Source organism: Sulfitobacter sp. NFXS29, assembly GCF_040148765.1.
GTDB lineage: Bacteria > Pseudomonadota > Alphaproteobacteria > Rhodobacterales > Rhodobacteraceae > Sulfitobacter.
The window spans coordinates 20,967-37,461 of the sequence record NZ_JAGDED010000005.1; the positions used below are offsets into that span (position 1 = coordinate 20,967).

The 16,495-nt window shown below is 62.5% G+C and carries 14 protein-coding genes; 5 read left to right on the top strand and 9 right to left on the bottom strand.

All coding sequences use genetic code 11. The features are described 5' to 3' along the window. Positions 1–18: 18 nt before the first annotated feature. Both J3456_RS09680 and J3456_RS09685 read right to left on the bottom strand, forming a co-directional pair. Positions 19–1,989, bottom strand: a complete 1,971-nt coding sequence (locus tag J3456_RS09680) for an AMP-binding protein (RefSeq protein WP_349580053.1) — start codon at positions 1,987–1,989, stop codon at positions 19–21. A 176-nt stretch (positions 1,990–2,165) separates the two neighbouring features. Then, positions 2,166–2,588 (bottom strand): c-type cytochrome, encoded by a 423-nt coding sequence (locus tag J3456_RS09685; RefSeq protein WP_502989505.1) that lies wholly within the window; start codon positions 2,586–2,588, stop codon positions 2,166–2,168. 114 nt (positions 2,589–2,702) lie between these two features. On the opposite strand from J3456_RS09685, the gene J3456_RS09690 reads away from it, so the two are divergent. Together J3456_RS09690 and J3456_RS09695 are read left to right on the top strand one after the other, a co-directional pair. Beyond that, positions 2,703–4,613, top strand: coding sequence for a hybrid sensor histidine kinase/response regulator (locus J3456_RS09690; protein WP_349580056.1), 1,911 nt, complete (start codon positions 2,703–2,705; stop codon positions 4,611–4,613). Beyond that, a complete protein-coding gene (locus tag J3456_RS09695) occupies positions 4,610–5,326 on the top strand; it encodes a response regulator transcription factor (protein WP_349580058.1) in 717 nt (238 codons plus the stop codon). The genes J3456_RS09690 and J3456_RS09695 overlap by 4 nt, the downstream gene beginning before the upstream one ends. Before the next feature lie 6 nt (positions 5,327–5,332). On the opposite strand, the gene J3456_RS09700 is transcribed toward J3456_RS09695, so the two are convergent. Both J3456_RS09700 and fdhF read right to left on the bottom strand, forming a co-directional pair. Continuing rightward, the gene (locus tag J3456_RS09700) at positions 5,333–6,526 is read right to left on the bottom strand and encodes a hydantoinase/carbamoylase family amidase (RefSeq protein ID WP_349580059.1); all 1,194 of its coding nucleotides are present in this window, start codon (positions 6,524–6,526) and stop codon (positions 5,333–5,335) included. A gap of 14 nt (positions 6,527–6,540) precedes the next feature. Beyond that, entirely contained in the window at positions 6,541–9,306 is a 2,766-nt protein-coding gene (gene fdhF / locus J3456_RS09705; protein ID WP_349580060.1) for a formate dehydrogenase subunit alpha, read from the bottom strand. Positions 9,307–9,478: 172 nt separating this feature from the next. On the opposite strand from fdhF, the gene J3456_RS09710 reads away from it, so the two are divergent. From J3456_RS09710 to J3456_RS09720, 3 genes are read left to right on the top strand one after another with little or no spacing between them, the layout of a single operon-like run. Further along, positions 9,479–10,129: a histidine phosphatase family protein gene (locus J3456_RS09710; RefSeq protein ID WP_259947285.1), complete on the top strand. Its 651-nt coding sequence runs from the start codon at positions 9,479–9,481 to the stop codon at positions 10,127–10,129. A gap of 26 nt (positions 10,130–10,155) precedes the next feature. Beyond that, positions 10,156–10,779: a glutathione S-transferase family protein gene (locus J3456_RS09715; protein WP_349580061.1), complete on the top strand. Its 624-nt coding sequence runs from the start codon at positions 10,156–10,158 to the stop codon at positions 10,777–10,779. Then, entirely contained in the window at positions 10,776–11,831 is a 1,056-nt protein-coding gene (locus tag J3456_RS09720) for a saccharopine dehydrogenase (protein ID WP_349580063.1), read from the top strand. The genes J3456_RS09715 and J3456_RS09720 overlap by 4 nt, the downstream gene beginning before the upstream one ends. Positions 11,832–11,834: 3 nt before the next feature. Here the strand turns inward: J3456_RS09720 and J3456_RS09725 are convergent, their stop codons facing one another. The 5 genes from J3456_RS09725 to J3456_RS09745 are packed head-to-tail and all read right to left on the bottom strand — an operon-like array spanning position 11,835 to position 16,462. Then, on the bottom strand, positions 11,835–12,566 hold the full coding sequence (locus J3456_RS09725) for an SDR family NAD(P)-dependent oxidoreductase (protein WP_349580064.1): 732 nt from the start codon (positions 12,564–12,566) through the stop codon (positions 11,835–11,837). Beyond that, the gene (locus J3456_RS09730) at positions 12,563–13,129 is read right to left on the bottom strand and encodes a DUF3833 family protein (protein WP_349580065.1); all 567 of its coding nucleotides are present in this window, start codon (positions 13,127–13,129) and stop codon (positions 12,563–12,565) included. Before J3456_RS09730 ends, J3456_RS09725 begins: the two co-directional genes overlap by 4 nt. Beyond that, positions 13,126–14,361 (bottom strand): MFS transporter, encoded by a 1,236-nt coding sequence (locus tag J3456_RS09735; protein ID WP_349580067.1) that lies wholly within the window; start codon positions 14,359–14,361, stop codon positions 13,126–13,128. Before J3456_RS09735 ends, J3456_RS09730 begins: the two co-directional genes overlap by 4 nt. Then, positions 14,358–15,146, bottom strand: a complete 789-nt coding sequence (locus J3456_RS09740; protein ID WP_349580069.1) for a DUF1365 domain-containing protein — start codon at positions 15,144–15,146, stop codon at positions 14,358–14,360. The genes J3456_RS09735 and J3456_RS09740 overlap by 4 nt, the downstream gene beginning before the upstream one ends. Continuing rightward, on the bottom strand, positions 15,143–16,462 hold the full coding sequence (locus J3456_RS09745) for an NAD(P)/FAD-dependent oxidoreductase (protein ID WP_349580070.1): 1,320 nt from the start codon (positions 16,460–16,462) through the stop codon (positions 15,143–15,145). The genes J3456_RS09740 and J3456_RS09745 overlap by 4 nt, the downstream gene beginning before the upstream one ends. Positions 16,463–16,495: the final 33 nt, after the last annotated feature.

The window sequence follows — 16,495 nt, forward strand, 5'->3', positions numbered from 1 at the left end:
CGCTGGCCTGAGCCGCGCTCATTCCGCTGCCATCTTGTGGCTGGTCGGCTGCACCGCGGCGTCGCGAATTTCGAGCGTCGCCTTGATCGAGCCCTTGCGGCCGTCCTCATAGGTCACTTCCGTTTCGGTGCTGACCTGTTTGGAGCCGTCATAAAGCGCGGTGATGATATCGGCGTATTTCTCTTCGATGATCTTGCGGCGCACTTTGCGGGTGCGGGTCAATTCACCATCGTCGGCGTCCAACTCTTTGTGCAGCACGACAAAACGGTGCACCTGACAGCCCGAAAGCATCTCATCCTCGGCGACCGAACGGTTCACCTCCTCCACATGGCTTTGGATCGTGTCCATCACCTGCGGATGCCGCGCGAGTTCTTGGTAAGAGGCATAGCCGATGTTGTTGCGCTCGGCCCAGTTGCCAACCGCCGTGAGGTCGATGTTGATGAAAGCGGTGCATTCGCTGCGCTGGTTGCCAAAAACCACAGTCTCAAGGATGTTGGGGAAGAACTTGAGCTTGTTCTCGACATATTTCGGCGCAAAGAGCCGCCCGTCGGCCATCTGGCCCACGTCCTTGGCGCGGTCGATGATGCGCAGGTGGCCCGAGCCTTCCTCGATAAAGCCCGCATCGCCCGTGGCGACCCAGCCCTCGGCATCTTTGGTGTCTGCGGTGCTTTCGGGGTTCTTGTAGTATTCCACGAAGACACCCGGCGAGCGGTAAAAGACCTCGCCATTGTCCGCGATTTTCAACTCAACGCCGGGGCAGGTCACGCCCACGGTATCGCTGCGCACCTCGCCGTCAGGCTGCGCGGTGATGAACACCGTCGCCTCGGTCTGGCCGTAGAGTTGTTTGAGGTTGATGCCGAGCGAGCGGTAGAAGTCGAAAATCTCCGGCCCGATCGCCTCGCCGGCGGTATAGCCCACGCGGACGCGGCTGAAGCCCAGCGTGTTCTTTAGCGGGCCATAGATCATCAACTCGCCCAACGCGTATTTCGCGCGGTCCATGAACGACACCTTCTTGCCGTCCAGAATCGCGGGGCCAACCTTGCGGGCATGGGCCATGAAGGTGTCGAAAAGCCATTTCTTGAAGCGGCTCGCGTCCTCCATGCGGATCATAACGCTGGTCAGCTGCGTCTCGAACACCCGCGGCGGGGCGAAATAATAGGTCGGCCCGATCTCGCGCAGGTCGACATGCATCGTGTCGGCGCTTTCGGGGCAGTTGGTGCAGAACCCGGTCCAAAGCGCTTGGCCCACGGAGAAGATGAAATCCCCAACCCATGCCATCGGCAGATAGGCGAGGATCTCGTCATTGCGTTTGAGGTTGTCGAATTCCGAAGACGACTTCGCCGTCTCGATCACGTTACGGTTGCTCAGCACCACGCCCTTGGGCTTGCCTGTGGTGCCCGAGGTGTAAAGCATCACGCCAGTTGAGTCGTAATTCAGCTTGGCCTGACGCGCCTCCAACTCGGCGATGTGCTTTTCGCGGGTGGCGCGGCCCAGTTCCTGCACGGCGCTGTATTGGTCGAGCTTGGAGTGGTCGTATTTCCGCAGGCCCCGCGGGTCGAGATAGACCATCCGCTCAAAGTCTGGCAGTTCCGCCTGCACTTCGATGATCTTGTCGACCTGCTCCTGATCCCCCACCACGGCGATGCGCGCGCCGCAGTGGCCCATGACATAGGCCATCTCTTCGGCGTTGGCGTCTTGGTAAAGTGGGACGGGGATGGCGCCAGCCATCTGCGCCGCCATCATCGCCCAATAAAGGTATGGTCGGTTGCGCCCGATAACGGCGACGAAATCGCCCTCATCCAGTCCCAGCTCCAAAAATCCGAGCGCCAGCGCCTCAACCTCGTCGCGGGTCTGCGACCAGGTCCAGCTTTGCCAGATCCCGTATTCCTTCTCCCGATAAGCGGGGGCGTTTGCGAATTCACTTGCGTTGCGGTGCAACAGCGCCGGAACGGACTGAGGTCCGTCGGCACGCGTCAGCGGCTTGGCCAAATTGTCTTCCTCCCATGCCCGCCCTCCCCGGCGGGTTCGATCGCTTGTGCGATTCTATGATCTCACAAGTGACGTTCTCTTTTTTGTGGAGGTCAACTTTTTCCTGATCTTTTCCGAATCCTAACGAATTGTTACAGCGCGATTTAGCCGCCGTTTGCGCCTACTTTCTTTCGCCCCTACTCAATGCCATTGGCGCGCTGCACCTCGCGCACATAGGTCACGATGGATTTAACCTCGGCCTGGGTGATCCCTTCGACCGGGGGCATATTGCCGAAAGACCAGTGATGCTGGCGCACGCCATTGGTTGCCGCGACCAGAAAGGCGCCATCGCCGTGGTGGCTGGGTTCATAGATTTTATGGATCAGCGGCGGGCCTGCGCCTTCGCGCCCGGCGGCATTGACCCCGTGACAGGCCGCACATTTCGCTTCAAATACACGCGCGCCGATCTGCGCCTGCTCGCTCAGGCTGTCCGGCAGGGTGACGGCTGCCATCGCCGCGCCGCTTGTTGTGGGGGGCGGGGCCTCTTCGGCACGCCACCACAAATATCCACCAATCGCGACCACCGCAGCCACCGCCACCATTCCAAAGTTCTTGTCCATGCTCTGCCTTTCGGGTTTCATTTGCCGCGCTTCTCCGGGCCTCCAGCGCAAGAAGGTCAAGCGCCATTTGGCCTTTCCTCTGCGCGGTGCTGGCCCTACCGTCGACGGATGCCAATGCAGATCACCGATGACCAAACCAAAGCCCTGACCCAAGCCGGTCTGAACCTGATCGCTCAGGCGCTGACGATCTATGACAGCGACCTGCGCCTTGCGGTCTGCAACGGGCCGTTTCAATCCATGTTCGATCTGCCTGATGAACTGGTCACCCCCGGCGCGCCGTTTGAGGATACGATCCGCCATCTTGCCGGAACCGGCGAATATGGCGAGGTCACGGATGTCGATGCCTTCGTGGCCGAGCGTGTTGAACAGGCGCAGGCTTTTGTGCCGCATTACATGGAACGCACCCGCGCGAACGGGCGCACCATCAGCGTCGAAGGCTCCCCACTGCCCCAAGGCGGCTGGGTCACTGTCTATACCGACATCACCAACACCAAACGGCAAGAGGCGCTGTTGCGCGCGCGGTCCGATGCGCTGAGCGATCAACTGCTCTCCCATGCCGAACAACTCGCCGCCAGCAACCGCAAGCTGGAGGCGACGATCACCGCACTTGAGGAAGCCAAGCGGCAGGTCACCGAAAGCGAGGCCCGCACCCGCCTGACGACCGAGATGATGCCCGCGCATATTGCTCATGTCGACGCCAGCGGCCGCTACATCTATTCCAACCGCCGCCTCAGCAGCGTTATGCCGGGACGGCCCAGCAACATTTACGGGCTGCACATCAGCGACGCGCTTGGGGCGTCCGCCTATGCACGGATCAAGCCCGCGCTGACCCAAGCCTATGCCGGCAGCCCGGCGGTTATTGAGTTTAGCGACGACGATTCTGCCCGCCGCATACGTGGGGCTTTTACCCCGGACGGGCGCGGCGGAGTCTATATCCTATCGATGGACATTACTGAGGAGACGCAAACACGCGTCGCCCTGCAACAGACGCTGAAACGCGAACTCGCCTCACGAATGATCTCGGGGCTGGCGCATGATTTCTCAAACCTTTTGACGATTATTCTGGGGATGCAGTCGAAACTCGCCCGCCTGCCCGACATGCCGCCGCAAGCGGGCGAATTGGTCGAAGGCACCTTGGCCGCCGCGCGGCGCGGAGGCACGCTGCTGAGTTCCATTGCCGATGTGACAGAACCCCGCGCCCTGCGCCCCGCGGCCACCGATCTCGCCGACCTGCTGAACGAGCTTTCGACCCTCGCCGCCCCCACTCTGCCGCCGAAATGCGCGCTGGCGGTACGCAATGACGCGCCGGAGGGGTCTGTCCTGCTCGATAAAGGGCGGGTGCAGGACGCGCTTTTGAACCTCATCCTCAATGCCCGCGATGCCTGCGGCGCGCAGGGCACGATCACGCTGACCCAACGGCTGGTGCATGACACATGGATCGAATGGGTGATCCACGATACCGGGCCGGGCTTTTCGCCCTCTGCGCTGGAGCGTGGGGTCGAGCCGTTTTTCACCACCAAGGGCAGCGAAGGGTCGGGGCTGGGCCTGTCGATGGTCTATGACATGACCAAATCCGCAGGCGGCGATTTGCGGCTGAGCAATGTCCCCGAGGGCGGCGCGCAAATCAGCCTGCGTCTGCCCTACCGTGCCGCCGTGCCTGCCACGACGGGGCTGGTGCTGCTAGTCGAAGACACGAGTGATATCCGCGCCGTGGTGCGCGACATGTTGATGGATCAGGGCCATTCGGTGATCGAGGCCACCAGCGCCGATGAGGCCACGGCCCTGATCGCCGATCTGCCCGACATCACCCTTGTCCTCTCGGACATCCAACTCACCGGCGAAGGCACCGGTATCGACCTTGCCCGGCGTGTCGGCAGCAGCCTGCCACTGTTGCTGATGACCTCTCTGCCCGCCGATCACCCGCTGTTTGTCGAGGCGCAAACCCTCGCCCCGGTGCTGCGCAAACCCTTTGAAAAAGACGATCTGCAAGCGTTGATCGCCCCATTGAAAGCCACCGCCCCATGAGCCGTGATACCGCCCCGCGCCCGCTGGTTACCATTCTGGATGACGAGCCTGAAATCCGCAGCATGCTGTCGGACACGCTTGAGGAAGCCGGATTCGACACCCTCAGCTTTGGCCGTGCGCGCGCTTTTGAGGCCGCACTGGCCAGCCATACGCCCGATGTCTGCCTTGTCGATCTCAGCCTGCCCGACACCGACGGGCTGACGCTGGTACACCGGTTGGCGCTGGAGCAAGGCGCGATCGTAATCATCATCTCGGGCCGCGCGCAGGTGCAGGACCGGGTGACAGGGTTGGAGCTTGGGGCCGACGATTACATCATCAAACCTTTCGATCCGGCGGAAGTGGTCGCCCGAATCCGCGCCCGCCTGCGCAGCGCCAAGCCCACACCGCAGGCGGGCACCACCGCGCGCTTCAACGGCTGGACCGCGCATTTCGACCGCTATGTCCTGCAGGATGCGACAGGCGCCGAAGTGACCTTTTCCCATGCCGAAGGCGAGGTGCTGCGCCTGTTCCTCGACGCGCCGAAACGCCTGATCAGCCGCGCGCAGATGCAAGAAAGCCTTGGTGGCGTCGCCTCGGAGAGCTTTGACCGGGCGATGGACGTGCGCATCTCGCGGTTGCGCACGAAACTTGGCGAAGACCCGAAGAACCCGCAGTTAATCAAAACGATCTATGGCGCGGGCTATATCTTCCTTGGCGACGTGGACTGGGACTGACGGCGTTCAAAGCGCCGCGACAGCCCGGCCCAGCACCTCGACCGCCGCGACCAGATCGTCTTCGGCTGTGTCCTCTTCGAAAGCGTGGCTGATCCCGTTGATCGACGGTGCGAACAACATCGCCACGGGCATCAGCCGCGCCACATTGGTCGCATCGTGCAAAGCACCCGAGGGCATCTTGCGCCACTTGCCCGGCGCCACCGTTTCCGCCGCTTCGGCCAGCGCGTCGCGCAGCCGGGCATCCATCGCCACCCGCTCCAACCCCAGCATCGGACCAAAAGACAGCTCCATCCCGCGGGTCTGGGCGACCTCTTCGGCAGTCTCGCGGATGATCGTTTCCATCCGTGCCAGACGGTCGCTGTCACCGTCCCGCCACTGCATGGAAAAGACCGCCTTGCCCGGCACGATGGACGAGGCATTGGGATGCAGGCTGACATGGCCAATCGTCCAGACGGTGCTGGGCGTCACCACATTGCGCAGTCGGTCATTAAGCAGGCTGTTGAAGACAGATACCGCTTGAAACGCATCCTTGCGCACCGCCATCGGCGTGGTGCCCGCGTGGTTCTGCTGGCCTTCAAAGGTCACCTTCATATCGCGAATGCCGACGATATCAGTGACGACACCGATCTGCTCGCCACTGTCATCCAGCGTCGGCCCCTGTTCGATGTGTAGCTCAATATAGCCGGTGAACTGCGCGGGATCGACCGGTCCGGTCACCATGCCCGTCATTGCCTTGCGCGCCTCCGCCAAGCCAACCCCGGCATGATCGGTGAGACCGTCAGCATCCACCTGATCCAGAGCGCCGGACCAGACGGTCGAACCGGTGGTCACGCCAAAGCGCCCCTCTTCATCCTGAAAGGACACGACCGAGACCGCAGGGCCCCCGGCCTCCTGTGCCGCACGGGCGACTTCAAGGGCGGCGATCACACCCAAGGCCCCATCAAGCCAGCCGCCTTCGGGCTGGCTGTCGGAATGCGACCCCAGCAGGATCGACGGCCCCTCGGCACGCCCAAAGAGGTTGCCCATCGCGTCAACCTCAACGGTCAGCCCTGCGTCGCGCATCCGCCCGGCAAGCCACTCCCGCGCCTCAACATCGGCGGCGGAATAGGCCGGGCGCACCACGCCCTTGCCCACACCCGCAGCGCCGATGGCACGCAGATCGTGCAGGTCTTTCAGAAATCGGGCGGCATCAAACTTCATCTTCAAAACTTTCCTTACTCGGCGGCGACGGCCCCTTTCGCCGCCTCCACTTTAACGGCAGAGAACTTAAACTCCGGGATCTTGCCGTATGGGTCAACCGCTGGATTTGTCAGGATATTCGCCGCCGCTTCGACATAGGCGAAGGGCAGGAAAACCATATCGGGCGCCACCGCGCGATCCTCGCGAGCCATGATTTCGATACTGCCGCGTTTGGTCGAAAGCCGCACATGCTCCCCCGGTGCCACGCCGAGGCGGCGCAGGGTCGACGGGTGCAGCGAACAATTCGCCTCCGGCTCCAGCCCGTCGAGCACCTTGGACCGCCGCGTCATCGACCCGGTATGCCAATGCTCCAACTGCCGCCCGGTGGTCAGGATCATCGGGTAGTCGGTATCGGGCGCATCATCAGGGGCCACGATCGCGGCGGGGGTGAATTTTGCACGGCCTTCGGGACGCGGGAAACCCTCACTAAAGACAATCGCCTGCCCTGGATCGCTTTCGCTGAGCGACGGGTAGGTCACTGCATTCTCACGCGCCAAACGGTCCCATGTGATGTTGTCAAAGGATTTCATGTTCAGCTTCATCTCGGCAAAGACCTCGGCCGGGCTTTCGTAGGACCAGCCAAGGCCCAGCCGCTTGGCCAGTTCCACCTCAATCCACCAATCCGCGCGCGCCTCACCGGGGGGCGACACCGCGGGGCGGCCCATTTGGACCTGTCGGTTGGTGTTGGTCACAGTGCCCGCCTTTTCGGCAAAGGCGCTGGCGGGGAGGATCACATCGGCGTAATTCGCCGTTTCGGTCAGGAAAATGTCCTGCACCACCAGATGATCAAGCTTGGCGAGGGCCGCGCGGGCGTGGTCCACATCGGGGTCCGACATCGCCGGGTTTTCCCCCAACACATACATCGCCTTGATGTCCCCATCATGCACCGCGTCCATGATCTCGGTCACGGTCAGCCCCTTTTTGGCGCTGAAATCACCCGAGCCCCAGACCTCGGTAAAGGCCGAGCGCACACCGTCGTCGCCGACAGGTTGGTAATCGGGCAGGAACATCGGGATCAGCCCGGCATCAGAGGCGCCCTGGACGTTGTTCTGTCCCCTCAGCGGATGCAGCCCAGCGCCGGGACGGCCAATCTGACCGGTCATCAGCGCGAGGCTGATCAAACAGCGGGAATTGTCGGTGCCGTGGATGTGCTGGCTGACCCCCATGCCCCAAAAGATCATGCCTGCCTTGGCACGGGCAAAGGTCCGCGCCACATCGCGCAGCACCTCGGCCTCGATCCCGCAGATGGGGGCCATCTTCTCGGGGCTGAAGCCCTTCAGATGTGCCTTTTCGGCCTCCCAATTCTCGGTATAGGCCGCGATATATTGTGCGTCATAGAGCCCCTCTTCGACGATCACATGCATGATCGCGTTGAGCATCGACACATCGGTGCCGGGACGGAATTGCAGCATATGGCTGGCGAAGCGACGCAGCCCCACGCCGCGCGGGTCCATCACGATCAGCTTGCCGCCGCGTTTGGTGAACTGCTTGAAATAGGTCGCGGCAACGGGGTGGTTCTCAACCGGGTTCGCGCCGATCACGATGGCCACATCGGCGTTTTCGATCTCGTTGAAGGTCGCCGTCACTGCACCCGATCCCACATTTTCCATCAGCGCGGCGACGGATGAGGCATGGCACAGCCGCGTGCAGTGATCGACGTTGTTATGGCCGAAGCCCTGACGGATCATCTTTTGGAACAGATAGGCTTCCTCGTTGGTGCATTTGGCGCTGCCGAACCCCGCCACTTCGCGCCCGCGCCCCTTGAGCCCCTGCGCTGCGAAATCTAGCGCCTCGTCCCATGTGGCCTCGCGGAAAACCTCGCTCCAGTTGCCGGGATCGACGTTCAGCCCCTTGGCGGGCGCATCCTCGCGGCGGATCAGCGGTTTGGTCAGACGGTGATCGTGGTGGATATAGTCAAAGCCAAAGCGCCCTTTGACGCAGAGCCGCCCTTCGTTGGCCGGGCCATTGATGCCTTCGACGTATTTGACCTTATTGTCCTTCACCTTGAGCGAAATCTGACAGCCGACGCCGCAGAAGGGGCAGACGCTGGCGACCTCATCGTCATAATCCGCCGAGTCGCCCACCTGCGCTTCATCTACCACCGTGGCGGGCATCAACGCGCCCGTTGGGCAAGCCTGCACGCATTCGCCGCAAGCCACACAGGTCGATGCGCCCATGGGATCGTCGATGTCGAAAACCGGATAGGCATCATGTCCGCGCCCGGCCATGCCGATCACGTCGTTGACCTGCACCTCGCGGCAGGCGCGGACGCAGAGGTTGCACTGGATACAGGCATCAAGGTTCACGCGCATCGCGACATGGCTGTCGTCCAACAGCGGAATCCGGTCCCGCTCCAGCTTTGGGAAGCGGCTGCTTTTCACCCCACTTAGTGCGGCCATGTCGCGCATATGGCTCGACTTGTCATGGGCCACGTCCTGCGCGGGTTGATCGGCCAGCAACAGCTCCATCACCATCTTGCGGGCATTCTCGGCGCGTGCGTTGTTGGTCGTGACGACCATGCCATCGGCAGGTTCGCGGATGCAGGAGGCCGCCAGCACGCGCTCGCCCTCGATCTCGACCATACAGGCGCGGCAATTGCCGTCGGGCCGGTAGCCGGGGGCAGGTTTGTGACACAGATGCGGGATCTTCAGGCCCCGACCATTGGCCACTTCCCAAATGGTCATACCGGTCTCGGCCTCGACGGTCTGACCATCAAGCGTGAATGTGATCCTCTCGGACATGGCTACCCCTCCCGCTGGCTATTGACCAAACTATAAGCAAAACCAAGCCCGTGTCAGGGGCTAATCCCGACACCCCGTCACAGATAAACGCCGCAGCGGTGGATTGGAGCGCATTGCATTGAATGGCCCGACGAGCTGCCCTATCACTTGGGCGAACAGTGAAAGCCATTTGATGTCCCACATTACCCTGATCCGCCACGGCCAAGCTAATTCCACCGCCAAAGACGAGCTAAGCTATGACCAACTTAGCCCGCTTGGCCATGAGCAAGCCGCATGGTTGGGCGAACATTTGCGGCACAGCGAAAGCCACCACACGCGGCTCTATACCGGCACCCTGACCCGACATATCGAAACCGCCGAGGCGATGAAGACCGGGCTGGAACCCATCCGTGACGCGCGGTTGAATGAGCTGGAGTATTTCACCCTCGCCAATCTGATGGAGCAACAGCACAAGGTGCCCTTCCCCCGCGCGGGCGAATTCGTGCACCACTTGCCGCAGGTCTTTGACTATTGGAAAGCGGGCAAGCTGGACGACACGCCGGAAACCTACGAGAGCTTTGAAACCCGTGTTCAATCCGCGCTGGCCGAGATTGCCGAGGGCGAAGGCCCGGCGCTGGTGGTGACCTCGGGCGGGCTGATTTCTTTGGCGATGGCGCAGGCCATGGGCGTGGGCATCCCGGCGATGGCGCGTTTGGCGCTGGCGATCATGCATACCTCGATGCACCGGCTCTTTCCCATCGGCGGGCATTGGTCGCCCGTGCTGTTCAATGCCGTGCCGCATCTTGACCGGCCCGACCGCCGCCTTGCACAAACGCATATCTGATCCCTCGCCCGCGAAAGGCTGACCCCATGCTAAAACTCCACTACGCCCCCGGCACAATCTCGGTCGCCGTTGCCATTGCGCTTGAAGAGACAGGGTTGGCCTATGAGCCGGTGAAGGTCGATTTCGCCGCCGCCGAACAGACCGGCGCGCCCTATCTGGCGCTGAACCCAAAAGGCCGCGTGCCGACTCTTGTGACCGAAGCGGGCAGCACCCTGACCGAGACCGGCGCGCTGTTGGACTATGTCGCCGCCCGTGCGCCCGATGCGGCGCTGGTCCCTGCCGACCCTGAACGCGCGGCGCATATGCGCGGGGTGATGTACTACCTCGCCTCGACCATGCATGTGGCCCATGCCCATAAGATGCGCGGCCACCGCTGGGCCGATCAGCAATCGAGCTTTGACGACATGAAAGCCAAGGTGCCGCAGACCATGGCCGATTGCGCGGCCTATGCCGAAAACCATGCTTTCCGAGGTGATTACGTCGCGGGCGACAGGCTCTCGCTGGCCGATCCCTATCTCTTTGTCGTGTCGGGCTGGCTCGAAGGGGACGGGGTCGACCGCGCCAATTTCCCCCGGCTAAAGGCTTTCGCCGCCCGCATGGAGGACCGCGCCAGCGTGAAAGCCATTCGGGAAAAAGGAATGCTGGCATGACCCATCTGTGGCTGCGCGCCGAACAGCGCGACAATGAGACCCGCACAGGCCTGACGCCCGAAGGGGCCGCCGCGCTGATCGCGACAGGCATGAAGGTGAGCGTCGAAGACAGCGACAGCCGCGTGATCCCCACCGCCGCCTATGCGCAGGCGGGCTGCGAGATCGTCCCCGCGCATAGCTGGCCCGACGCCCCGCCCGATGCCGTGATCTTTGGTCTGAAGGAACTGCCCGAAGACGGGACGCCCCTGCCCCATGTCCACATCATGTTCGGCCACGCCTACAAGGGCCAATCCTCGGGCCGCAAACTGTTAGAACGGTTCAAGGCCGGTGGCGGCACCTTGGTGGATTTGGAATATCTGACCGATGACACTGGCCGCCGCGTTGCCGCCTTTGGCTATTGGGCCGGATTTGCCGGGGCTGCGGTGTCTGTCAAATGCCGCATCGCGCAACTGCGCGGTGAGCCCTGCGGCCCGGTGCAGCCCTACCCCGACGCCGACGCCTTAAAATCGGCGCTGGCCGCGGACCTTGCGGAGGTCGACGCAAGCGGCGACCGCGCGCTGGTGATCGGCGCTTTGGGCCGCGTGGGGCGCGGGGCGAGCGATCTTTGCGCGGCTTTGGGCATCCCCGTTACCGGCTGGGACATGGCCGAAACCGCCCACGGGGGGCCGTTCCCTGAGATCCTTGAGCATGCCTATTTCTTCAATTGCATACTCGCAGGCCCCGAGACTCCGGCCTTCGTCCGCCCCGACACCCCCAAGGCAGAGCGCGCGCTGCGGGTGATCGGCGACATCGCCTGCGACCCGGACAGCGCCTTTAACCCGGTGCAGGTCTACGACCGCGCCACAACTTGGGAGACGCCCGCCCTGCGTGTGCATGATGCCCCGCCGCTGGATGTCATGGCCATCGACAACCTGCCTTCCATGCTGCCGCGCGAAAGCTCTGAGGATTTTGCAGGCCAGTTGTTACCTACCCTGCGGGCCTTGCCAGAGGCGGGAAATCCCGTCTGGCAACGCGCGCGTGATCTCTTTGGCAAGCATATCGCCGAGGTCTGACCTTCAGGAAAAGAACCGGTAGTAAAGCCAGTCTGGCAAGAACCGCCCCAAACGGAACAGCAGCGAAAACCCGTAAGGGAAATCCAGTTTGAAACTGTCGCCGTTCATATGCTCATAGACCCGCCGCGCAGCGTCTTTCGGCTCCATCAAGAAGGGCATTTTGAAATCGTTCTTGTCGGTCAACTGGGTCTTGATGAAACCGGGGTTGATCACCTGAACCTGCACGCCGGTCTTGCGCAGATCGGCGTGCATCGATTCCGCCAAAGACAGGGTCGCCGCCTTGGAGGCCGTATAGCCGATTGAGCCGGGCAAACCGCGATAGGCGGTCAGGCTGGAGGTGATGACGATATGCCCGTGGTCGCGCGCGACCATCTCTGGCACGACTTGCCCCAAGACACGCATCAACCCGGTGAAGTTCACATCGGCCATGGTCACGCCGTGCTCGGCCTGCCAGTTCTGCGCACCAAAGGGCCAATAGGCCCCCGCCAGATAAACCAACCCGTCGATTGGCCCCACATCCTTTGCCGCCTGCGCCACATCCGCGTCATCGGTCACATCCAAGACCCGCACCCGCGCCCGGCCCGGCAGCGCCTGCGCCAGCTCGGTCAGCTTGTCCTCGGAGCGGGCCGAAAGGATCACCTCGACCCCGGTGCGGCTAAGCTGATGTGCCAGTGCCGCCCCAAGTCCGTCGCTTGCGCCCACCAGCCAATAGGTCTTGCCTTGCCAGTCTTTCATCTTTCCTCCGCCGGTCGCAGCGTGGCGACCAATTCTGCTACTTTGATCCCGAATTTCCGAAACTGGCTGCGGTTCACGATGGTGCCATCGGGGGTGAGATACATCCAATCGACAGTTTTCAGCACATGACTGCCCAGTTCTTCGGGCAGTCGGATACGATAGCGCAACTGCAAGGTCGGTCCAGCCTGAACGCCCTGCCCCACGCCGATCACATCCGGGGCGGTGCTGGTGAAATTGCCGTTCTCGCCCAATGTGACGGTCCATTCGCGCTCCTGACGCGAACCGTTGTTATATCGAAAGGTTTCGGCCACGGTGGCCACATCCCCCTCCCAAGACACGTCGAACTTGGCCGTGAAGCTGCTGGTGACCCGGCCTAGGGGACCGAAAATCACGCCTTCGCAAATCATCTCATCGCGCAGATGCAACCGCAGGTCGAAGACGGGGAAAGAATCGACATAGTCGCTTGGCGACTGGCCATGAAACTCCCCCAAACGGCGGCGCAAAAAAGTGAGCAACAGACCAAGGCCAAGCCCGACAGCGATAAAGATCAACGGCTCTGTCACGGTGTCTCCACGTCTTTTGCACTGGCGAGCAGAGCGATCGCCAGCAATTTCAAGGCGCAAGGTACACCGGCATAGAACCAGATCAACAGGGATATGGATGTGTCGGAACTGGTTCCCGCTGCGGTCTGCAGCCCTGCGCGTTCTAACGCTGGAAGTAGAGCAACGGCCGCAAAAGCCAAGGTCAATTTGGAGACGAAGGACCAGAGGCCAAAACCTTCGGCAGCCGAGGGGGAAATCTGCGCCATGCGGCTGGCGAACATGGCAGGCAAAAGGGTCAAATCCGCGCCCAATACGGCGCCCGAAGCCAGACAGACCAAGGCGAAAAGCGCAACATCACCCGGCCCCAGCACCAGCGCCCCGCCGAAGGAGGCGATGCCCAAAGCCATTGCGACCAGCAGCACCCGACGCGGGCCATACCGCTCTGCTAAGATCCCCCAAAGCGGTGCCGCCGCCGCCGCGGCAAGGAAAAACAGCAGCAAAAGCGGCCCCTCCCACCCCGGCGCCTCAAGTGCCAATTCGACGTAGAAAAGAAACAGGGTCGAGGTGACGGCAACCGGGGCGGCATTCACCAGCGCGATCAACAGCAGCCGCCGCGCCTGCGCATCGCGCAGCACGACACCGAAGCCACTTTCCATTGGCAGCGCCGCCGCCCGCCACTCGCCCCGAATGGCAACCGTGGCCCAAAGCGCCAAGATCGCAAAGCCAACAGCGAACCCGGCAAAGGGACGATCCAGCCCCACGCCCAGAACCAAAGGCGCGACAGAGGCCAGACAAACCCCCAAAAGCGCGCCCGTCTCGCGCCAGCGCGCAAGGGTCAAATGCCCCGCGCCCGGCAGACTGTCGGCCTTGGCAACCCCTTGGGCATAGAAACAGATGGTCAGAAAGCTGAAGGCGGAAAACACCAGCGTCAGCATCAGCGCGAACCACAGCACCGGCGCCACCGGGGCGGGCATGGCAAAAAGCCCCAGCATCGCCAGCGCCATCACCGCGCCCGCCACCGTCACCGCCGTGCCGCGCCTGTTGCGCAGCGCTTGGGCCAACCAACCAAGGGCGGGGTCTTGCACCACATCCAACAGCCGCAAACCAAAAAGCACCGACCCAAGTGCCGTCAGCGAGACCCCGTATTCATCGACATAGAACTTCGGCGCGTGGATGTAGATCGGCAGCCCCGCCGACGCGAGCAATGCCGCGAAAAGCGCATAGGCGGGCAGCCGGGCCGCGCGGCCCGTCATCGGCCCTCTGCGTCATGGGCCGCATCACGAGACACCTCGACATTGGGCGCCTCTGGGCGGGCGCGAAACCCCGCGCCTTTCAGCCAAAGCTTCAGTGCCTGCCAATGGATCAGCGCCAGCACCCGCCGCGCGCCGAAAGGGCGGCGCAACAGCGCCCAGAGGATGCCGCGATTGGTCAGCGGCGCACGCGGCCCGGTCAAAGTGGCGATCAACCCGTTATCCCCATCCGAGAAATCGATCCAGATGCCGATCCGCTCAGAAGTGATATCAAAACGAAAGGCATAGCCACCCGAGACATCTTGGAAGGGGGAGACATGCATGAGCTTTGCGGCCTTCAGCCTGTCGTCGGGCGCGATCGGGCGTAGGGCTGCATGATGGCACAGATAGGAATGCCGGTCGCCATAGGTGTTCGTCACCTCGGCGATCACCGCGATCAGCGCATCATCCGCCCGACGGCACAGCCAAAAGCTGACCGGGTTGAAGACATGGCCCAGCACCCGCGGCTGCGCCACAAGCTCAATCCGAGCGACCCCGACGATGTCATGCGCGGCCAAAACCTCGCGCACCCAAAGGGCACCACGCCCCTGCCCCGGCGCGCCGCCGTGGTCACTGTCTTGCAGGCTGGTCAGGCCCGCCCCGTTGCGGGCGAAAAGCGCAGGCACCCTCAGCGCCGTGGCCTCGGCATCGCAGATCACATAGTCCACCGAATAGCGGAAACGGTTCTCCACCGTGCCTTTGCGGCCATGAAAGGTCTGGCCCCGGATATGATCGACGCCCGCCGTCACTCCGCCGCCAAGGGAGCCGCCCGCGCGGCCTGCATTCGCGCGACCACATCCATCGCGCTGGCTAGCCCGTCTTCGTGAAAGCCATGCCGCATCCAAGCGCCGCAGAACCATGTATTCTGGCTGCCGTTGAAGGCGCGCACCTCGTCCTGTGCGGCCAAGGCGGCAAGGTCATAGACCGGATGGCGCAGAGTGACTTGATCGTAAATCAGCTCTTCGCGGATGCTGCGTTTGGTGTTGAGCGTCACGAAATGCAGATCATCCTGCGGAATCGGCTGCAGCGAATTCATCCAATAGGTCAGGTCGATCCGGTCTGATTTTTGTTCTCGATCCTCGGTATAGACCCATGACGCCCAAGTAGAACGCCGCTTTGGCATGATGCTGGCATCGGCGTGCAAAACGATGTCGTTGGGCTGATAGCGGATTGCGCCCAAGGCGCGTTTCTCGGCCTCAGTCGGATCGGAAAGCATCGCCAGCGTGTCATCGGAATGGGTGGCAAAGATCACCTCGTCGAACGCCTCCCACTCGCCGCCCCATGCGCGGACCTCTGCGCCTTGCGCAGTGCGGCGCACGGCCTGCACCGGGCAGTCGGTGCGCAGGTCAACGCCATTAGCGCGCAGAGCATTCTCCAACCGGTCGACATACTGCCGCGAGCCGCCTTTCACCGTGTACCACTGATGCTGCCCGGAATAATTCAGCAGCGCGTGGTTCTCAAAAAAGTTGACCATGGCATGAGCCGGGAAATCCATGATCTTCTCGGTTGGGGTGGACCAGATCGCGCCGGAAAGCGGCGAGAGATAGAAGTCGCGGAAATAGCGCCCGGTGCCAAGCCGGTCGAGAAACTCTGCGATGGTCATCGACGGGTCACGCGACACCGCCAGCGCGTTCTTATTAAAATGCACGATATCGCGCAGCATCCGCAGGAAAGGCGGGCTGAACATATTGCGTTTCTGGGCAAAGACCGCGTTGAAACTGGTCAGCGCATATTCCAGCCGCCCGCCATCAATCGACGCGCCGAAGCTCATGTTCGACGGCACCACCGGCACGTCCAATTCGGCAAACAGCGCCGCCAGATGCGGATAGTTGGCATAGTTGAACACGATAAACCCGGTATCGACCGGCTGATCGCCGTTCTTTCCGGCCATCACCGTCCGCGCATGGCCGCCGATCTTGGCTCCCGCCTCAAACAGGGTCACCCGGTCCGTTGGTGCCAGCATATGCGCCGCCCCCATGCCGGAAATACCGCCACCAATCACGGCGACGCGCCGGCCGCGCGGATGCTGGGGGTCGGTGCTGTCGTTCAGAGCTTCAAAAGGCATAAGGGTCCTGCTTTGGTCCGGGACTTTGGATAT